The sequence below is a fragment of the Pseudomonas siliginis genome (genome assembly GCF_019145195.1).
GTDB classification, from domain to species: domain Bacteria; phylum Pseudomonadota; class Gammaproteobacteria; order Pseudomonadales; family Pseudomonadaceae; genus Aquipseudomonas; species Aquipseudomonas siliginis.
The window spans coordinates 231828-249383 of sequence record NZ_JAHSTW010000005.1; the positions used below are offsets into that span (position 1 = coordinate 231828).

18 protein-coding genes are annotated in these 17556 nt (G+C 54.4%); 14 read left to right on the top strand and 4 right to left on the bottom strand.

Annotated features, from left to right (window positions below; all coding sequences use genetic code 11):
• The first annotated feature begins 318 nt into the window (after nucleotides 1-318).
• From eruA to KVG87_RS12515, 10 genes are all read left to right on the top strand, one after another.
• On the top strand, nucleotides 319-4335 hold the full coding sequence (eruA, locus tag KVG87_RS12470; protein ID WP_225930863.1) for an NACHT domain-containing antiphage protein EruA: 4017 nt from the start codon (nucleotides 319-321) through the stop codon (nucleotides 4333-4335).
• Nucleotides 4336-4591: 256 nt separating this feature from the next.
• A complete protein-coding gene (locus KVG87_RS12475; RefSeq protein WP_217850939.1) occupies nucleotides 4592-5497 on the top strand; it encodes a phage protease in 906 nt (301 codons plus the stop codon).
• Nucleotides 5498-5499: 2 nt separating this feature from the next.
• Nucleotides 5500-5868, top strand: coding sequence for a head decoration protein (locus KVG87_RS12480; RefSeq protein ID WP_217850940.1), 369 nt, complete (start codon nucleotides 5500-5502; stop codon nucleotides 5866-5868).
• A gap of 12 nt (nucleotides 5869-5880) precedes the next feature.
• Complete coding sequence (locus tag KVG87_RS12485; protein WP_122692019.1) at nucleotides 5881-6861, top strand: major capsid protein; 981 nt, start codon at nucleotides 5881-5883, stop codon at nucleotides 6859-6861.
• A gap of 3 nt (nucleotides 6862-6864) precedes the next feature.
• The gene (locus tag KVG87_RS12490; protein WP_217850941.1) at nucleotides 6865-7299 is read left to right on the top strand and encodes a gp436 family protein; all 435 of its coding nucleotides are present in this window, start codon (nucleotides 6865-6867) and stop codon (nucleotides 7297-7299) included.
• Complete coding sequence (locus KVG87_RS12495) at nucleotides 7296-7742, top strand: Gp37 family protein (RefSeq protein WP_217850942.1); 447 nt, start codon at nucleotides 7296-7298, stop codon at nucleotides 7740-7742. The genes KVG87_RS12490 and KVG87_RS12495 overlap by 4 nt, the downstream gene beginning before the upstream one ends.
• Complete coding sequence (locus KVG87_RS12500; RefSeq protein WP_217850943.1) at nucleotides 7739-7969, top strand: hypothetical protein; 231 nt, start codon at nucleotides 7739-7741, stop codon at nucleotides 7967-7969. The genes KVG87_RS12495 and KVG87_RS12500 overlap by 4 nt, the downstream gene beginning before the upstream one ends.
• A 5-nt stretch (nucleotides 7970-7974) precedes the next feature.
• The gene (locus tag KVG87_RS12505; RefSeq protein ID WP_217850944.1) at nucleotides 7975-9399 is read left to right on the top strand and encodes a phage tail sheath subtilisin-like domain-containing protein; all 1425 of its coding nucleotides are present in this window, start codon (nucleotides 7975-7977) and stop codon (nucleotides 9397-9399) included.
• Complete coding sequence (locus KVG87_RS12510) at nucleotides 9400-9924, top strand: phage major tail tube protein (protein ID WP_217850945.1); 525 nt, start codon at nucleotides 9400-9402, stop codon at nucleotides 9922-9924.
• Nucleotides 9925-10074: 150 nt separating this feature from the next.
• Complete coding sequence (locus KVG87_RS12515; RefSeq protein ID WP_217850946.1) at nucleotides 10075-11145, top strand: hypothetical protein; 1071 nt, start codon at nucleotides 10075-10077, stop codon at nucleotides 11143-11145.
• A gap of 20 nt (nucleotides 11146-11165) precedes the next feature.
• Here KVG87_RS12515 and KVG87_RS12520 read toward each other — a convergent pair whose 3' ends face one another.
• Nucleotides 11166-12434: a phospholipase D family protein gene (locus tag KVG87_RS12520; RefSeq protein WP_217850947.1), complete on the bottom strand. Its 1269-nt coding sequence runs from the start codon at nucleotides 12432-12434 to the stop codon at nucleotides 11166-11168.
• A gap of 190 nt (nucleotides 12435-12624) precedes the next feature.
• Here KVG87_RS12520 and KVG87_RS12525 point away from each other — a divergent pair, with 190 nt between their 5' ends.
• Nucleotides 12625-13542 carry a hypothetical protein gene (locus tag KVG87_RS12525; RefSeq protein ID WP_217850948.1) on the top strand — a complete coding sequence of 306 codons (918 nt, stop codon included), beginning with the start codon at nucleotides 12625-12627 and terminating at the stop codon, nucleotides 13540-13542.
• Nucleotides 13543-13595: 53 nt separating this feature from the next.
• Here the strand turns inward: KVG87_RS12525 and KVG87_RS12530 are convergent, their stop codons facing one another.
• Entirely contained in the window at nucleotides 13596-14477 is an 882-nt protein-coding gene (locus tag KVG87_RS12530; protein ID WP_217850949.1) for a FitA-like ribbon-helix-helix domain-containing protein, read from the bottom strand.
• 1075 nt (nucleotides 14478-15552) lie between these two features.
• Here KVG87_RS12530 and KVG87_RS12535 point away from each other — a divergent pair.
• Both KVG87_RS12535 and KVG87_RS12540 read left to right on the top strand, forming a co-directional pair.
• Nucleotides 15553-15918 carry a DUF6124 family protein gene (locus KVG87_RS12535; protein ID WP_122692007.1) on the top strand — a complete coding sequence of 122 codons (366 nt, stop codon included), beginning with the start codon at nucleotides 15553-15555 and terminating at the stop codon, nucleotides 15916-15918.
• Between the two features lie 115 nt (nucleotides 15919-16033).
• Entirely contained in the window at nucleotides 16034-16393 is a 360-nt protein-coding gene (locus tag KVG87_RS12540; protein WP_122746585.1) for a DUF6124 family protein, read from the top strand.
• A gap of 48 nt (nucleotides 16394-16441) precedes the next feature.
• Here KVG87_RS12540 and KVG87_RS12545 read toward each other — a convergent pair whose 3' ends face one another.
• Complete coding sequence (locus tag KVG87_RS12545) at nucleotides 16442-16753, bottom strand: hypothetical protein (protein ID WP_041478336.1); 312 nt, start codon at nucleotides 16751-16753, stop codon at nucleotides 16442-16444.
• Nucleotides 16754-16919: 166 nt separating this feature from the next.
• Here KVG87_RS12545 and KVG87_RS12550 point away from each other — a divergent pair, with 166 nt between their 5' ends.
• Nucleotides 16920-17234 carry a phage tail assembly protein gene (locus KVG87_RS12550; protein ID WP_217850950.1) on the top strand — a complete coding sequence of 105 codons (315 nt, stop codon included), beginning with the start codon at nucleotides 16920-16922 and terminating at the stop codon, nucleotides 17232-17234.
• Between the two features lie 59 nt (nucleotides 17235-17293).
• Here the strand turns inward: KVG87_RS12550 and KVG87_RS12555 are convergent, their stop codons facing one another.
• Nucleotides 17294-17554 (bottom strand): hypothetical protein, encoded by a 261-nt coding sequence (locus KVG87_RS12555; protein WP_217850951.1) that lies wholly within the window; start codon nucleotides 17552-17554, stop codon nucleotides 17294-17296.
• Between the last annotated feature and the right edge of the window lie 2 nt (nucleotides 17555-17556).

Sequence of the window (17556 nt, forward strand, 5' to 3'; positions counted from 1 at the left end):
TATAAGACTCAGCTTAAGTAGGAAAGCTATGTCAGCTTGCTGAAAATCAGAAAGGACCAGTTGACCGTAGTTTCTTACAACGCTGGCGTCAAGGGCTTTGATAAATTTTATTGATCGTATGACACCTTTGGTGTCTGCGCCTTTCCACTGCGCTCCAACGTTTCCTAAAATGAACATAATTGGCACGTAGGGGACGCTTACGCTGATCGCGAAATGACGTAATATCTTCAGAAAGAAAGCCAGTGAAGCGGTCGAACTAAAATAAAATGGCGCCTGAAAACGGGTGCAGTTAATCACTATCCATTTCGATTTTTTACCATGAATCCAGATTTTTATCTTCCGCGCAGACTCGTCAATCAAGACAGTACTTTCACTGAGGAGGCGCTACTGGCCGCCTCAAATTACGTCGTTGTCTTAGCCGAGCCAGGCGGCGGGAAAACTGAGCTCATGGGAAGCCTAGCCCGACAGCTAGGCATTTCTACCGTCACCGCAAACAAATTCAAACACGTAGGCACCGACGTTGAGCATTCACCGCTTGTCATCGATGCGTTTGATGAGTTGGCCAAACTGGATCAATCGGGGATACATGGCCTTCTGGCTAACGCCAGTAAAGCAAAGCCAACCCACGTCATCATTTCGAGCCGGTCCAGCGAATGGAGCAGCGCGGCCACGAGTGCATTCGGGGAGTACCTCGGATGCTCACCACTTGTGGTCAGACTGGTCGAGTTTGACGAAGAAGAACAGCGGGCTATTTTCCATCATCATGTTCAAGGTGAGGATTTCGCGACGTTCCAAGCGGAAGTAGCCCGATTCGACTTAGGAGCGCTACTCCCTAATCCCCAGTTTTTGAAGATGTTCGCAGATGCCTTCATCGAAAGCGGCCGACGCTTCACGGACAAACGAAATATATTCTCCCAAGCCGTCGAGCGTCTTGCGAAGGAGGCTAACACTACTGTAGCGAAGACCGGCCAGCCCCTCTCGATCGCACAAAAGGTGGATCTGTCTTCCGAGGTATTTGCCAAGCTTTTGCTTTCAGGTGCAGAAGGCATAGGAACGAGTGAAGCAACCGCAGACCGGATCTATCCTTTGCTAGCGTCACTGTTTGACACGCCCACGGTCGCTGACAGCATTTTGGCAACTCGACTTTTTAAGCCAGGGGACAGTGCGGATCAGCATCGGCCGGTGCACAAGATCGTTGCTGAATACTGTGCGGCGGACTACTTGGCCAAACGAATAGCTGACCCAGCGGACCATCTGACGATCCAGAAATGTCTACCTATCATCGCTCCGAACGCCACTGTACGGGACGAATTGCGGGGGCTATTAGGTTGGTTGGCCGCGTTAGGCAACAAGTCCATTCAGGAGTCAGCAATCGAGCTTGATCCCTATGCAGTACTAGCGAACGGTGATCCGTCTCAACTTGAACACTCCTCTAAACGCCTACTGATACTGCGTTTGAAAGACGTGGAAAGCAAAGATCCCTATTTCCGGCGAGGAGATTCTTGGAGGAGATTTAGTGCTGCAGGGTTCTTCACGGAAGATGTCATGAAGGAAATAAAACCCCTACTTACTTCCGGAAATGATGGGCATTTGCGTGACCTGATTCTTGAGCTTCTGACGGGTTCACCGGCGATTGCGCATTTGACAGATGAATTGCTTAGGCTCCTTTGCGAACCAAGCCAAAGCGAACACACTCGATTGCTCGCCAGCAGATGCCTACTCGATCTTACCAGACATGATCATCGTGCCGATTTAGCGGTTCTGGTTGATGAAGCCAGCAATATCTCGCTCAAGATTGCAATAAATATCATAACAGCCTTGGGCCCAGAAACATTTGGCCCGGTTTACCTGTCGGATATTTTTCTCACTTGTTCGAAGCTTTATCCTGCACCAAAAGAACCTTATGAACGGACAGTAGGAACGCGCTATTTTATAAAGAAGTTTGTCGGCAATTTAGACTTGAACTTAATTGAACCACTTCTAGATGAATTGTCTTGGCATACGGTATGCAACTGCGGTAAGAAATGCTACGAATGTAACTGTCGAAATGGTATCAGCAAGATCATTGGCTTAATGCTGGATAGATATTTTGAGTTGAGCTCGGGTCCTTTTGATTTTAAACGCGTTTGGCAGTGGCTCGAAAATTTAAACTTTCATCATCAAAAAGAAGCGAGTTATAGCACCGCAGTTGAAACGCTTAAGAATGACGACATATTACGCCAAGGAATTATTGCGCACGTTTTCGGAACGCTGACTGATGCCGATAAAATATTCAAAACAAAAGTGGAGAAATTTGAATTTTACGCGCACTCAGGCCTGCAATTTCAAGCGCACGATTACGAATTTATAGTGAACTTGGCATTTGAGTTAGACAACTCTGCGCTGTGGGAAAATTTTATTGCCCTACACCAGCGGTATCACCATAAAACACAACCAGGAACAAATCCTCTAAGACGCCACATGCGGGAACAGGCATTAGCAAAGCCCCAATTCATGATCGCGTGGGCCAGATCAAATAAAGCATATAGACGAGTGGCGAAAAGCACTCAAATGCCACGATTGAATCGCAAAGCGAAGCGCCGTCAACGGCAACGGGACGACGTACGCGCTGCGAATATCCTGCATTACCAGAACAACCGAGTAATAATCGAGAGTGGTAGAGACTGGCAAAGTCTTGTCCATTTTGCCGAATTGTCCCTCATGAGACCTGATCGAATTGAGGAGAGTGTTGGTGACGCATCATTAGTTTGTGCGGCCCTCAGAAATTGTCTAGATTTCATAGATTCGTCGATCCCCGAATTAGCAAAATTTTCTGAGTTACACTGTTCAGGAAAATTTTTGTACTCAGAGTGGATTTTACTAGCGGCTTGCCTTGAAATCATGCGTGTCGACGGTAGCTTGGAGAGCGTAAACTTACGTTTATTGACCGCACTACGGACCAGTATTGATCGCCATTATAGCTCGGCTATCGAAGAGGAACGTAACACATTAAAGTCTGAAATTGATCGACTCGTTTTTGCAGAGCCATCAAGTGCCGAGAATTACCTCCGACAGTATCTAGAGCCTCAACTGTCACGGAAGGCCTGTAAGAACCCAGATATGTGGCTTTTACGCGGCGATGAAATTTTTAGTCATTTACGAGCAAACCTATCCGTAGAGTGGCTTCGTTGCTTCCCTGAGTTAGCTATTGATCCGCTGGAAACGCTTTTTGAGATTGCTACTCAATTTGGCGATCGTAGTGCTCTCCAAGAGATAATTGCGCAGCGTTGTGCAAGCTTTATGACAGACTGGCCATCACCCACAACGGATGAGGATCTTGAACAAAAACGCATATTCTGGTTCGTGCGGGCGTTTTACTTTATAGAAGAAACCCCTAATGCATACTGGAATTGGCTCAAATCAGACAAGAATACAGTATTCTCACTTAATGCTCGCTCCGGCCGTTTCAATCACGGCGAGAATACCTACTGGCCCATACTTACAGCAAAAAAAGTAGAGGCAATCCTCGATGCCTTTATTGACAAATGGCCTAAGGTTTACCTACCAAGTCATTGGGGGACGGAGAGCCCTGAAGAAGAGGTCGCGTATCGATTTCTTACTGACATAGTCGGTTTAATATATTCGGAACAATCTGACGAGGCTATTGGTGTGCTAAATCGCCTTCTTGCTGATGCGCGTTATATAGAAATGCATAACGACCTTAAGAGCATGCTTGCTGGTAAAGTTAGACAAAAAGCGCTGAGAGATTTTGAACCGCCGACTCCCCAAGACATCGTCAGTCGACTTGATCGCGATACCGTTGTGAACGTGGAGGGGTTGCGCCAACTCGTCCTCCAAGAACTTCAAGATTTTCAGAAAGCTATAGATGGTGGAGAATTCGACACCGCAAGTCGCTTTTACGAGAAAGGTGAGCGACTTGGTGAGGTCCCAGCGACTTTAATCATTGCAGAGCGTCTCAATCTAAGACTTGAGCCTCAAGGCATCGCGATCACGCCAGAGCATCAGCTAAAAAGTGCAAACCGCAGCGATTTCACTGCGACCAAATTCATCGGTGGCAAAAGACGGCTGCTTGTGACGGAAGTAAAAGGTCAGTGGCATAAAGAGCTATACACGGCTGCATCCGCGCAACTCTATGATCGCTACTCCATCCACCCAGATGCAGAACAGCAGGGCATTTATCTTGCAATCTGGTTCGGCCCTGGTGAAAAGGTCGCAGGCCTCAAAAATACGACTATAAAGACTGCCCAAGAACTGAAAGAGAGTATTCAGCAGACGCTACCACCAGAACTAGTTGGGCTGATCGATGTTTTCGTTTTGGATGTTTCGACGCCCTAAACCGGCAACTGAAACATGGGAACGAAGGCTATACACAAAGGCCTAGCAGGCACAGAACACCGTGCTCCCCGCAACCGCTCAAGGTTGCGCGGGGCATCAGCGGTAAATGCTTTATAAACAAGCAGGCCGCCATACGCGTACGTAGTTTCCGCCACATCATCAGCAATCCACGCAGTCCACCCTTTAAATCCGATTAAAAGCCCAAACCCATCATCAAGCCCAAGCTCTGCATATCTCCCCAACGCAGCGCTAAACCATGAACCCCCTCCACATCTTCAAACCCGGCCTCCACACCGCATCCTGCGGCACCACCCTAAACTTCACCGCCTCCGACCTATCCGCCACCGTAACCGCCTACAATCCAACCCTCCACGAAGCACCCTTAGTCATCGGCCACCCCCAACACGACGCCCCCGCAGCCGGCTGGGTCCAGTCCCTCAGCGCCACCGCCGAAGGCCTGATCGCCACCCCGCAACAAATCGATCCGGCCTTCGCCGAGCAACTGGCGGCCGGCAGCTACAAAAAGATCTCCGCGTCCTTCTACCACCCAACCGCGCCCAACAATCCGGTACCCGGCGTCTACTACCTGCGCCACGTTGGCTTCCTCGGTGCCCAGCCGCCAGCCGTCAAAGGCTTGCGCCCGATCGAGCTCGTCGAAGCAGAGCCCGGCGTCATCCACTTCAGCGAAGGCGCGCCAGCCGCCCCAGCACCGGCACCGGCACCGGCACCGGCACCTCAGCCTGCGCCGCAAACGCCGCCGATCACCGCACCCGACACCGACACCCTCCAGGCCGAGAACCTGCGCCTAAAAAACGAACTCGCCCAACGCGACCAGTCCTCACGTGTTGCTGTGCAGCAGGCTGTCCACACCGCCAGCGTCGCTTACGCCGAGCAACTCGTTGCCGCCGGCATGAAGCCGCTGCACGCGCCGGTGGTCATCGCCACCCTTGATGCTGCGCAGCTCAGTGCAACGCCGTTGCACTTTGGTGAGGGCGAGCAGCGTCAGCCGTTGAGCGATGGCCTCAAAAGCCTGTTCAAAGACCTCACCGGCGCCATCAGCTTCAGCGAGGTCGCCACCTTGCAGCGCGCCGGCCAAACCGTCGCGCAAAGCACCAACCCGTTGCTGGCCGATGCCGAAGCCCGCACCCAGCGGGGGCAATGACCATGGCCACTTTCAACCAGCCCAAAGACCTCGGCGACTTGCTGCTGGCGCAAGTCAGCCCCGGGTGGAGCAAAGACCGCGTCACGCTGCTGGGCGGCAGTGATTACGCCCTGGGCCAAGTGCTCGCCAAGGTTGCCTACAAGTACCAGGTCCTTGACCCCAGCGGTGCGGGGCCGGCGAAAAAAGCCGTGGCTGTCTTGGCCGAACGCGTCGACGCGAGCGCTGGCGATGCGCCCGCCGTGGTCATCGCCCGGGGTGCTGTCGTGGCGCTGGCAGAACTGGTCTGGCCGGCCGGCATCACCGAGCCGCAACAAACCGCTGCCCTCGACGAGCTCAACGCCCTCGGCATCGTCGCCCGTGCCACCCTTTAACGGAGCCACCCCATGAACCTGCAAGACCTCTTCACCGTCGCCAACCTGACCGCCGCCGTTAACAAACTCCCGGCCATTCCCGGCAAGGTCGGCGCCATGGGCCTGTTCGATGAAAAAGGTGTCACCAGCACCAGCGTCATCATCGATGAGCGCGAGGGCCGTTTGGTCCTGGTGCCGAACACCTCACGCAACGACGATCCCGCGCCGGTCAAAGGCAACAAACGCAAGCGCCGCACCTTCGAAACCTTGCACCTGCCCATCAGCCGGCCACTGCTGCCCAGCCAATTGCAGGGCATCGCCGCCTTCGGTCAGGAGAGCGCCACCGCGCCCATGGCCACCGTCATCAACGACCACCTGCAAGACCTCAAAAACAGCATCGAAACCACGCGCGAATTTCAGCGCGTCGGCGCACTGCGCGGCAAACTGCTCGACGCCGATGGCTCGGTGCTGTTCGACCTGTTCGATGAGTTTGCCGTCGAGCAAAAGAGCGTCACCGTCGCCCTCAGCAGCGCCGGCACCAACGTGCGCAAAGCCTGCCTCGACGCCAAGCGTCACGCCGAGTCCAAACTCGGCGGCGTCATGGTCACCGGCTTTCGCTCGTTCTGTGGGCCGGACTGGTTCGACGCCTTCACCGACCACGCCAAAGTCAAAGAAGCCTTCGCCCACTATCAAGAAGCGCAAGATCGGCTCGGTGGCGACCTGCGCTCAGGCTTCACCTTCGGCGGCATTGAGTTCATCGAATACGACGTCACCGTCAGCGGCCAGCGCTTTATCCCGGCCGACGTCGCCCAGGTCTTTCCGGTTGCGCGCGGTGTCTTCCGTCTGTTCAACGCGCCGGCCAACTACAACGAAACCGTCAACACCCTCGGCCAGCCTTTCTATAGCAAGGCCGAGCCGCGCAAAATGGGCAAAGGCTGGGACCTCGAAGCCCAGGCCAACCCGCTGGCCCTGTGCTTGTTTCCCGAAGCACTGGTCGAATTGAAGGCGGGTTGAGCCATGCGCTATTGCACCCGCGAAGACCTCGGCAACGCCATTCCCTTGATGACACTGACGCAGCTGTCCAACGACGACCCGGGCGCGCGCCAGCCCGACGAACACGTCATCGCCAGCAGCGTGCGCCAGGCCGAAGAACTGGTCGACGGCTACCTGCGTGGCCGCTACCACCTGCCACTCGATCCGGTGCCCACTGTCCTGCGCGATGCCGTCATCTACCTAGCGCGCCACTGGCTCTACCAGCGCCGCCCCGAAGGCGCCTTGCCCGACGCGGTCATCAGCGCACGCAAAGACACGCTCAAACTGCTCGAAAGCATCCGCGACGGCGTCATCACCCTCGGCCTGCCCACGGGACACGCCGTGCCGGAGCCCGGTGAGATCCGCGTGCGCGCACGTCCGCCGCACTTCAGCGCCCAGCTCTGGGCGGGTTACCGATGAGCGCGTCAACCAACAGCCAAACCGAACAACTGATGGACGCCATGCTCGATCGCCTGCAAGCCAGTTTTGGCCAACAGCTGCTGGTCGAGCGCTTCCCTGAGAATCCGCAGCTCTACCGCCTCAACCACCCACGCGGCGCCGTGTTGCTGGCCTACGGCAAATCCACGTTCGGCCACAGCGAGAGCATGGGGGCGGTCTTCCAGGCGCGTCAGCTGGTGCTGCGCCTGACGTTGATCTTTCGTCAGCTCAACGGCGCCGATGGCGTGATCAGCTACCTCGACCGCCTGCGCACCAGCCTCACCGGGTGGTGTCCGCCACACGCCGACCAGGCCTGCCGTCCGCTGGCCGAGCATTTCATCGGCCACAGCAACGGCGTCTGGCAATACGCCCAGGACTACGCCACCCGCGCCACCCAACTGCAAGCCTACGAGGGCTGCCCATGAACCTGTCCCGCTACCTCTACACCGGGCCGCCCAGCGGCGTGACCCTGCGCCTGAATGAACACCGTGAAACGCTGGACGTGCAACTGCACCCCGGCCAACCGGTCGAGCTGCCCGCTGCCCACGACTACACCCGCGTGCTGTTGGCGCTCAAACATCTGCAACCATTGCCCACCCCAACCAGACCGGCCGGCAAGACGCCGAAGCCGCTATCACTCGCCAAGGACTGACGCCCATGCCCGCCAACTACCTGCACGGCATTGAAACCACCGAAGTCGAACGCGGCCCGCGCCCCATACGCGTCGTCAAATCGGCCGTCATCGCCCTGGTCGGCACAGCGCCCACCGGGCCGATCAACGAACTGACCCTGTGCCTGAACGACACCCACGCCGCCCAGTTCGGCCCGCACACGGCCGGCTACAGCATCCCCGAAGCCCTGCAGGGCATCTATGACTTTGGCACCGGCACCGTGCTGGTCGTCAACGTGCTTGACCCGGCTATTCACCACAGCACCGTCACCGAATCGCTCAAATCGTTCGCCGACAACAACACGCTGCAACTGCAACACGGCGACCTGCAAAGCCTGAAACTCACCCCCGTCGATGGCGCAGCAACCTACCAGGCCGGCATTGATTACACCGTGTCGCTGCACAGCGGCCAGGTCACACGGCTGCCCACCGGCAGCATTCCGCTTGATGCCCATATCAACGCCGAATACCGCTACACCGACCCGGGCAAAGTCACCCCGGCCGACATTATCGGTGCCCTCAACCCAGCGGGGCGGCGCACGGGACTCAGCGCCTTTCAAGACAGCTACAACCAGTTGGGCTTCTTCCCGAAAATATTCATCGCCCCGGGCTTCAGCACCCTGGGCGGGGTTACGGCGGCCCTGGCCGTTGCGGCCGGCCAGGTCGGTGGCGTCGCTTACGTCGATGCACCGATCGGCGCCACCGTCCAGCAAGTGCTCGCCGGGCGCGGGCCGGCAGGCCATATCAACTTCAACACCAGCAGCGATCGCGTGCGCCTGTGCTACCCGCACGTCAGGGTCTACGACGCGCCCACCAATGGCGAACGCTTGCAGCCGTTATCCATCCGCGCCGCCGGCCTGCGCGCCAAAGTCGACCATGATCTGGGTTATTGGTGGAGCAGCTCCAACCAGCCGCTGCTCGGCGTCATCGGTTTGGAGCGGCCACTGACCGCGCGCATCGACGACGCCAACAGCGAAGTCAACTTGCTCAACGAAAACGGCATTACCACCGTCTTCAACGCCTTCGGCACCGGCCTGCGCCTGTGGGGCAACCGCACCGCCGCATGGCCCAGCGTCACCCACCTGCGCAACTTCGAAAACGTGCGCCGCACCAAAGACGTCGTCGACGAATCCATCCGCTACAGCGCACTGCAATTTGTTGACCAGCCGATCACCACCGCACTGATCACCAGCGTCACCGAAAGCGTCAACCTGTTCCTGCGCAAACTCATCGGCGACGGCGCCTTGCTCGGCGGCGAATGCTGGTACGACCCGGCGCGCAACCTCAGCGCCCAACTGGCGCAGGGTCACGCACTGTTCAACTACAAACTCAGCGTGCCGCCACCGTTCGAACGCGGCACCTTTGAAACCGAAATCACCGGCGACTACCTCGTCAACCTGGGGGCTCTGTAAATGGCAGGCTTTAGCGCACACCGCATCTCCAACGCCAACCTCTACCTGGACGGCGCCAGCTTCTTCGGCAAATGCGAAGAGATCGACCTGGGCACGATCAAAACCGTCATGAGCGACTTTCAGGGGCTGGGCATGGTCGGGCTGATCGAATTGCCGGATGGCATCGACAAACTGGAAGGGAAGATTACTTGGAACAGCCTATACGTCGAAGCAGCGCGAAAGCTCGTCACCCCGTTCAAGAGCGTGCAGTTGCAGTGCCGCTCGAACGTGCAGGTGTTCAATAACGGCGGGCTGGTCAATGAAGTGCCGTTGGTGACGACCATGACCATCACGGGTAAGGAGTACCAGTTGGGCACGCATAAACCACGGGATCCGACGAAGTATGAGACGCCGTTTTCTGCCACCTATGTAAGGCAGATGCTCAATGGTGAAGAAGTGGTGTTGCTGGATTATTTGGCGAATATTTTTCGAGTGGGGGGTGAGGATCAGTTGAGTAATTTTAGCAAGAATGTGGGCATTTCCTGAAATCTTAGAAACGGCCAAACGGTTGTTGCCCCGTTAAACTCCCAAAGCAAAATACTGAGGCTGCTGGTACGATGCCACTATTACGATTTGAGGGCGACTTTCGTGATACCTGAGAGAAAAGATAACCATCTGCATTGGATCTGGATAAGCATGGGAGCGATCCTGGCAATTCTAGGATGTATATTGTTCACTTTGTATGGCCATTCTCTTGGCGCCCTTTCACATGAGCATGCCGCTTGGAGCAGTTTCGGTTCTCTGCTCGCCGGCTTTTTTACCCTCACTGGAACTGTAGCTACAATCGCCACACTCCTTTTCTTGAATAAACAAAATCAGGAACAACAGAAAGTTATCTCCGCACAAATTAGCGCCATAACATTCGAACAGTATATAAATCATCGCAAGCTGTTTATGGAACGACTTGAAGCACTCCAAATAAATTTCGAAAGTCAATTAGAATTTTCAAATAAAGAAACGCTTTACAATGAAGTTTTCCAAAATAACCGACCGACAAATGTGGAGTTTATCGTTAAGCCTCGGCAAGCTGAGTCTGACGAAAACCTGATCGGACGTCTTGGCAGTCAACTAACCCAACTAGATCAGATGCTTAACATGAATCAATGGAGCGACGAAGATATTATTCGCGCCGTTACGCTCCTGATAAGATTATTTGGAGATCTTCACTGCAAATGGGTGGGTAGCCCATTTGATGGAGACGTCTTTTACTTGGGGAAAAACAGTGGGATAAACATCTATTCGATTGAGGAGTCCCTAAATCGAATAAAAGCCATCTATAACTCCTTGCTTTTTTATACCGGTAATGATGCTTATGAAAACCTAGATAAAGGTTGCTCTCGCTATATGCGAGAAGCTTTTATTAAGTTCTTTAATGGTGAACATTATTTACGAGATGGAATCTCTGTTAGAAAAACCATCCCGGGGCTTGAGATAATAGAAAGGCTTCTGTTCTCTACTGACCTGCTTCGGGGCATGGATGACATGTGGATAATGCCTAACACTTATAGAAGGCTCGAGGGTGTATTGAGAAGTAGAGAGTCACTTGAGCAAATACGCAGCCGAGAATTTGTGACGAGCTTAGTGAATTTGGGATATCAAGAAGGCAGTGCAGGCTTTCAAAAAACGGGAGAAAATAAAACCCTTCGCTCCAATCTTACGAATTGCATCAATGAAATAACGATGCTACATAAGCTAACGCAGTCTTGATCAGTGGGGCGCCGTTCGATTCAGGTCGCCAACACATCATAACCTAAATACCTTAAAGCCTTAGCCATGCGACCATTGATCGGTGGTACCTGCTCAGGCTTTATAGTTCCAACTAACTCCAGCGCACAAAATCGACCGAAACCACCAATTTTGCACCTCTGATCATAGAGCACTGAGCAGATGCGCTCGGCAAAGTCGTCGTCCCCATGTACCAAATTGATCAATGAACTTTTAACACGCAGTAGATTTCCATGATTGAGTTCCCAGAACTTTTCAGGCAGTGCTTCCTCTCCACCCAAGGTAAACCGCAACTGTTGTTTGAACGCGTGCACGCAAATTAAAGCATGAGCTAATTGCTCCTGGCTGCTCGCACTTATACTTTCGGGCTTCCCCATAACGCGTTGTAATTGCGCGAGCATCTGAAAATAGTCCTCCGGGATGTGGGGCGTAGTGGTACTGATCCAATGCTCGACAAAACTCCCAACTAAATGTCGTCGATCTTTCTCAGACCGCAGGGGTGCGTCTTGCCAAGACGCATCTCCGACAGCGTGTTCAAGACGCACCCAGTTCAGAAAGCGATTCGTCTCGAAAGCTGGATCAAAACCGACAAATTCAGCTCGCTGTGACCCTCGATTATGGAGCATCTCAGAAACTTCGGCGAAAGCCGGGCGGTATTGCTCATAAATCGACTTTTGTAAATTACTAAGGAAATATTGCCGGGCGGATTTTTTCTCGCTACCCGCGAGCACCGAGGGCGGCTCTACGTCACGCAGTACTTGGAATGGAGCATCTGGACTTCCCAAGCGGGAAGCTTTATCCCACGCATCCCTAAACTGCTTGAAAACTTGTTGCGTTAGCACTTCGGCGCTTTCCCAAACTTGGGCGAAGAAAATTTCCAAACTGAGCATACGTTCCTCGTCACCAAGCTGATCAAACACGACAACCGCCTCCCGGTTGCTCGATATTCCGCCTTCAGTAAGATTGGCCGATCCAAGCATGGCTACGTCATCAAAAAGAAAAATTTTCGCATGAAAACCATCAGTAAAATATCGTACTGAGCAATTTGGCGTATCGAGAACGCGACGGAGCGCTGAAGGATTTGTAATCCTATTAAGCCCAACTAGTAATTCAATGCTTGCGCCACGAGCCGCAGCTTGCATAATTTCAAGTTCGCGGGTGAAGTACGGAACCGCAATCCTAATTCTCGACGCCCTAGCCATATAAGCTGTATAGGGTTTCTGTACCTGATCTTGGCCTGAACTATTCGTGTAAATGATGGAGCTGCCCATTAACGATTTCCTATACGAATGAAGTGATAAGCCTTATCCTGCGAGCCGATCAACACGCTTCGTAGCGTAGCACTTGGCCAGTTCACGGCTGCGCTTCCTGAAGCGGCATTGAAAATTGATCGCTCTATACAGAAGCGAGTGACAAAACTGCGCTTAATTTGGCATCAAAACTAACAAGGAGTAGTTACCGGTGACTGGAAGAAAACTTCAGCGGGCCTTTGCTAGAGAATCGAAAGGGGCTCGTGGTGAAATTCAGCTGTTCAGAGCATTCATTCGAGCCTTCCGCGCCCTTGGCCCGGATGCATTGGCTCTGGAGTATCACGGCAGTCGTTATCAAGTAACGTTTAACCAGGGGCGTGGCGCTGGTCGACCATTTCCCCGCTGCGAGCTATGCGATGTGCTGATTGTGCACTACCAGGAAGGTAGCCCGAGCGCTGCACGGATGACGTTCAATCAAGCTAAAGTTACCACAAATTCACTCGGGTGCTCTGCTCCATTAAAAGCACCCGGCCATCAAAGTTTTAAGGCAAACATGGAACAATGGGACCTGCTTTCCAACTGTCCGCCAATACGCCCAGCCACAAAAACATTTCATCCACCAGGAGACCTGCTATCCAGTGCCGTTCTTCCATCAGTAGGCACATTTGGTGTCTTTTACCCGGTTCACAATAGATACGACTTTGCTTATTTCGTCGCAAGCGAACTATCTCCGATAGCTGTGAGCCCTAGCCGGCAGGGAACACTCCAGTGGAAGCACGCCCTGAATGCAATACGCACGATCGCCGGGCACGAGGAGATAACAGGTACCTGTTGTCTTCACACCTTTGGAGGTGCTTTGGAGAAAAATCTTATTGGAACGCCGATCCGACCGCTTTTAACCGGCTCTACAGGAATTCCAATGCGCGGCTGGTTGGCTAAGGTCCTCGTGTCACTGCGCGACGCCTATCCCGACTCAGATCTGCCGCGCGAACTGCTCATGGGCCTCGAGCTTGGAATAGATGCGGAGGGACAAAACCCAATGCGGTATATAGGTGATGCCGCCCCCCCTAAAGCAGTAGTGTTGATCAGGACGAAACGGGAGGAGAACCGTGAAACAATGCGATCATAGAGCGCGTCCGGTTCTCTGCCGAAATGCGAGATAAACCGGACCTAGCTCTAAGCTCACTCAGCCTCACCATTCCCAAACGACAATTCGCCAACCTCTTTCCAGCTCGATGAATACCCTTCAAGCCAGTTATCAGGATCTTTTCCATCGAACAGCATGGTTAACCAGTTGGCCGGAGTGGCTGCGCGGAGGTAGTAGAGAGGATGGTGGCTACCTGGCTCCGTAGTCATTTCGGCTTCTTCATATGCGTAGCATTTGAATGAGCGATCTCCGCAGTTAGTTTTCAGGAAGCGGATAAACCGATTGAGGTTACCGTGGCCTCCTGACCCCATGCCAGCCTTCAAATGAAAGTTGGAATACATTTGTCCACAGGCATAGGTCTGCTTATCACTATCGTGCCGAATGCATAAAATCATCCCATCCAATCGCCCGCCGCAGACGCGTAGCAGGTGGAAGGTAATGTTGCGGTTTTGCCGATCATGCAAAAAGAAGTCTCGATAGTGGCTGCCCAAGCTTTCCACGGGAAATACCGTTCCTACGCCGCTGACCAGCCATTCGTATGATCCGGCAGACCACGCCACTACGCGATCAAGCATCTCAAATGAAGGCGACGCGATCCCTTCCATACAATCGAGCAAGTGCGCTGGGGTATCCTCGCCGATAGTTCGCGCGATTCCCACCAAGCTCTGACGATCACCGTAACCAAAGACCTGATCTCTTCGCACACAGGCAAAGAGCTGGTCCAGTCGCTGTCCGACGCCTTTTTGCCAACTCTGGCGGAGCGTCTCAATCGGTGCGGGCTTTTCTTCTAAGCTGGCAACATAAGCCTGCAGAATCGAGCGAACTTCGCCTTCAGTTGAGCGATTGTTCCTTTCCGCCGAGTCACTGATGGCTTTGTGAATGTGCTCCGGGAGCTCCCGAATGTTAATCCTACCCATTTGTGACGACCCACCTTGCAATCCAATAAGTCATTTAGACGCCAAAATGACGTCAAGATATCGAAAAAATGCCCTACTATTGAGGGCATATAGACGCACTATTCATGATTAAACGTTCGAGTGCAAGCCGCGCCGCGACGTCACTGTGGTTTGTTCACTCGCGATACTACTCATATCGATGCAATTGCCTACAGAAAAGGCCGAATCCCCCGGCAGCGCATCTGTCAGCTCACCGGTATCGTATGTCCTGTCACCGCCCATGTGACCAGGCAGGGCAATCTGGGGCAATTAAAGTCGATTTCCCGAGAAAAACAGGTTGTTCCTGCCTGACCTTTATGGCGATTGCGGGCCGGCGTGAAGGCTTCTGGATTGAGCAGATCCGAGGTTTGATCGTTGGTTTGCAGTCGTCTCTTTTCGGTCACTTCCGTGTTTGGTGGCTGTGCGCAGGGCGCTTTCGGGCGCGCCGGTCTCCCTAATTCCTGCCGGCCTACTAATCTGTGCACAGCTGCCGCCTTTCATAGTCGGTCAACAAACGGCCAACTCATCAAGCCCCGCGGGCATTCAGCTCCCGTTTTCTTGGCCGAACGGCGAACTTTTTTGCTCATCCCCTGCGTTCATACGCGCCCGCAACAACGCGACTCGACAGCCGCAAGATCTGGAATCTGCTACATCCCAAAGAGATGAGATGAGTCAGGCGCGTGCAGGGCATAAACGCGATTTGGCAATCACGTTTAAATTACACCAACTGTTACTCCAAAAAGCCTACAACGCCTTGCGCCGCTGCCTACGGGTACTTCAGAATCCGCCGGCTTACACGGCTATCGGTTGGGCTATATCGTTTCCCTGTCACTGCAAAACAGTGATCGGGTTTGGTAGCCCGCTCCGATATCGCCGCAAGGCGCCACCTTATTCAGCCCCATTTTTGTGGCTGAGCTTTATATGGTGGGCATGCGTGGGGCTCATTCGTGAGCGCCGGGTTGCGTATCGACCGGTCTACCAACCCGCGCATGGCCGCCACCCATCGTTTGGTAGCGTGGGTGATGGCTCCTTATCTACTTCGATACGAGATTCATCTATGTTCAAAGTAACGCCAAACCCGCCAGCCGACGATTCAATTCCGTACGACCCCGCGCTCGAACCTCAGCGGATAAAAGATGCGGCCGCTCGCGCCATCAACTTTTACCTCGACCCTCAGACGCTCAAAACCACCATTCCCAAGCGCCAGCCGGGCAGGATCTTTCTCATCGATCCCACGGTGGACGAGGAAACGTTGCTCGTCGAAGCCTGTGAATCGCTGGCAGCCGCCAATGACATGGCCCGCGAAATCGGCGGCGTGATTGACCACCCACAGCGTCGATCGCTGCTGATGTTGCAGCAGGTGATCATGTTGAGTGAGCTCATCGTCAATCGCGTGCTCGACAGCCGACGCGTGTCGAACTAGCCGGCAACCCAGGCAGGAGGGGGCGTGCTCCCTCACTGCCAGCGGACGCGCCACAGCCGTGGCGCGGCATCCTCTTATCCAGACGCTCAAGCGGCGCTCATCGGAGTTTCAGCTGATGTCACAGACACCGTCCCATCCGCCGGTCACCGAATCGGTATCGCCTTATGAATCCTTCCATTCTAAAAAACTGCACGACGCCGCCGAGCGCGCGCTCGACCATTACCTCGCGCCGGCCAAGATCAACGCCACGCCTTACAGTCCCAACACGCTGTTTATGGTCAACCCGGAATCCGACACCGAATCCTTGCTGGTCAACGCTTGCGAATCTTTGGCATCGGCCACGGTGATGCTCGGTGATTTCGCCGGGATGCTGGAGGGCTCTCGGCGCAATACTTTGCTGGGCATTGCGCAGGTAGTGATGTTGGGGGAGTTGGCCGTGAACAAAGCGTTGGATAACGTTGTGCCCACGTCCTAGAGCCAATGCGAACGCAAAAGCAGTCAGTCTGGCGACTGACTGCTTTCCTTAGTTGGTGAGCGCGTTAGGAACGGAGCCGTAAAGTTTTAAGGTTTGGAACGTCGCAACGTAATAGCCTCGGTTGGACTCACCTCGGATATAGCCCTCGTCGACTAGCCATTGAAGCGTATCGGTCAGGAATTGCTCCTGTGGCGACGCGTTGTAGAACACTCCAATGATGCCACTTGGTGTGTCGTAAGAGCCGGCTTCGAGGTTGAAGGTCTCGGCATCCAGTTTGACCTGTGCAGGGCACGCCTCTGCCAGCATCCTTAAAATCTTACCCACCAGCACATTAAATTCTGCTTTGTTATCAACGCTCATGCTGCCTTCTCCTTTTGGGCGCAGAGTTGCGCCTTGGCGGGATGATCATAGCCAAGATTTCCGCCTATCACGGGCTCTATAAATCCAATTAAAAGCCTGTGCCTCAATACCGCTCCAAGATCACGTCTTCACGGATTAAAGCCGTAGTGACCCCGGAGCCATGACGATGACCGACACCCACACTTTCACCCTCAAATTCCCCTTCACCAGCGCCAGCGGCGAGCTCCTGTCGTCGCTGCCCATCAGACGCCTCAAACGCAAAGACATCAGCGCCGCGCAAGCGGTCACCAAAGACGAAGGCGCCATGGAAGACCTGCTGGTCGCCAAGCTGTTGGGCATCACCCTTGAAGATCTGGGTGAGCTCGACATTGCCGACTCAACGCTCGCCACCGAGGTGTTGCGGGAAATGGCAGCCGGCCGAGACCTTGCTCCAGTCTTGGGACGAAGCGCTGCTGCTGGTGCTGAGGTTGCCGCCGTCTGAGATCGAACGGCTCGACATGGTCGAGTACTGGCGATGGGTCGAGGTCTGTCAGCGCGAGATCAATCGCCGGCTCGAACACGCCGAGCCAGCGCGCCGCTGACCACTGCCAGCAAACCGACTGCCACGCCCGCCACCAGCGCACCGCCCGCCGCCAAAGGGACGGCGGCCATGGCCAGTACGGGCAAGCCCACACAGAACGCCGCCATTGCCGCCCACCACGGCAAATGCACCAGGCACACCCAGGCAAGGCCGATCACACCGGCACCAATGGCCAGTGCATAGAGGGTGTGGGCAGTGCGTAACGCGGTTTTTTCAAACATGA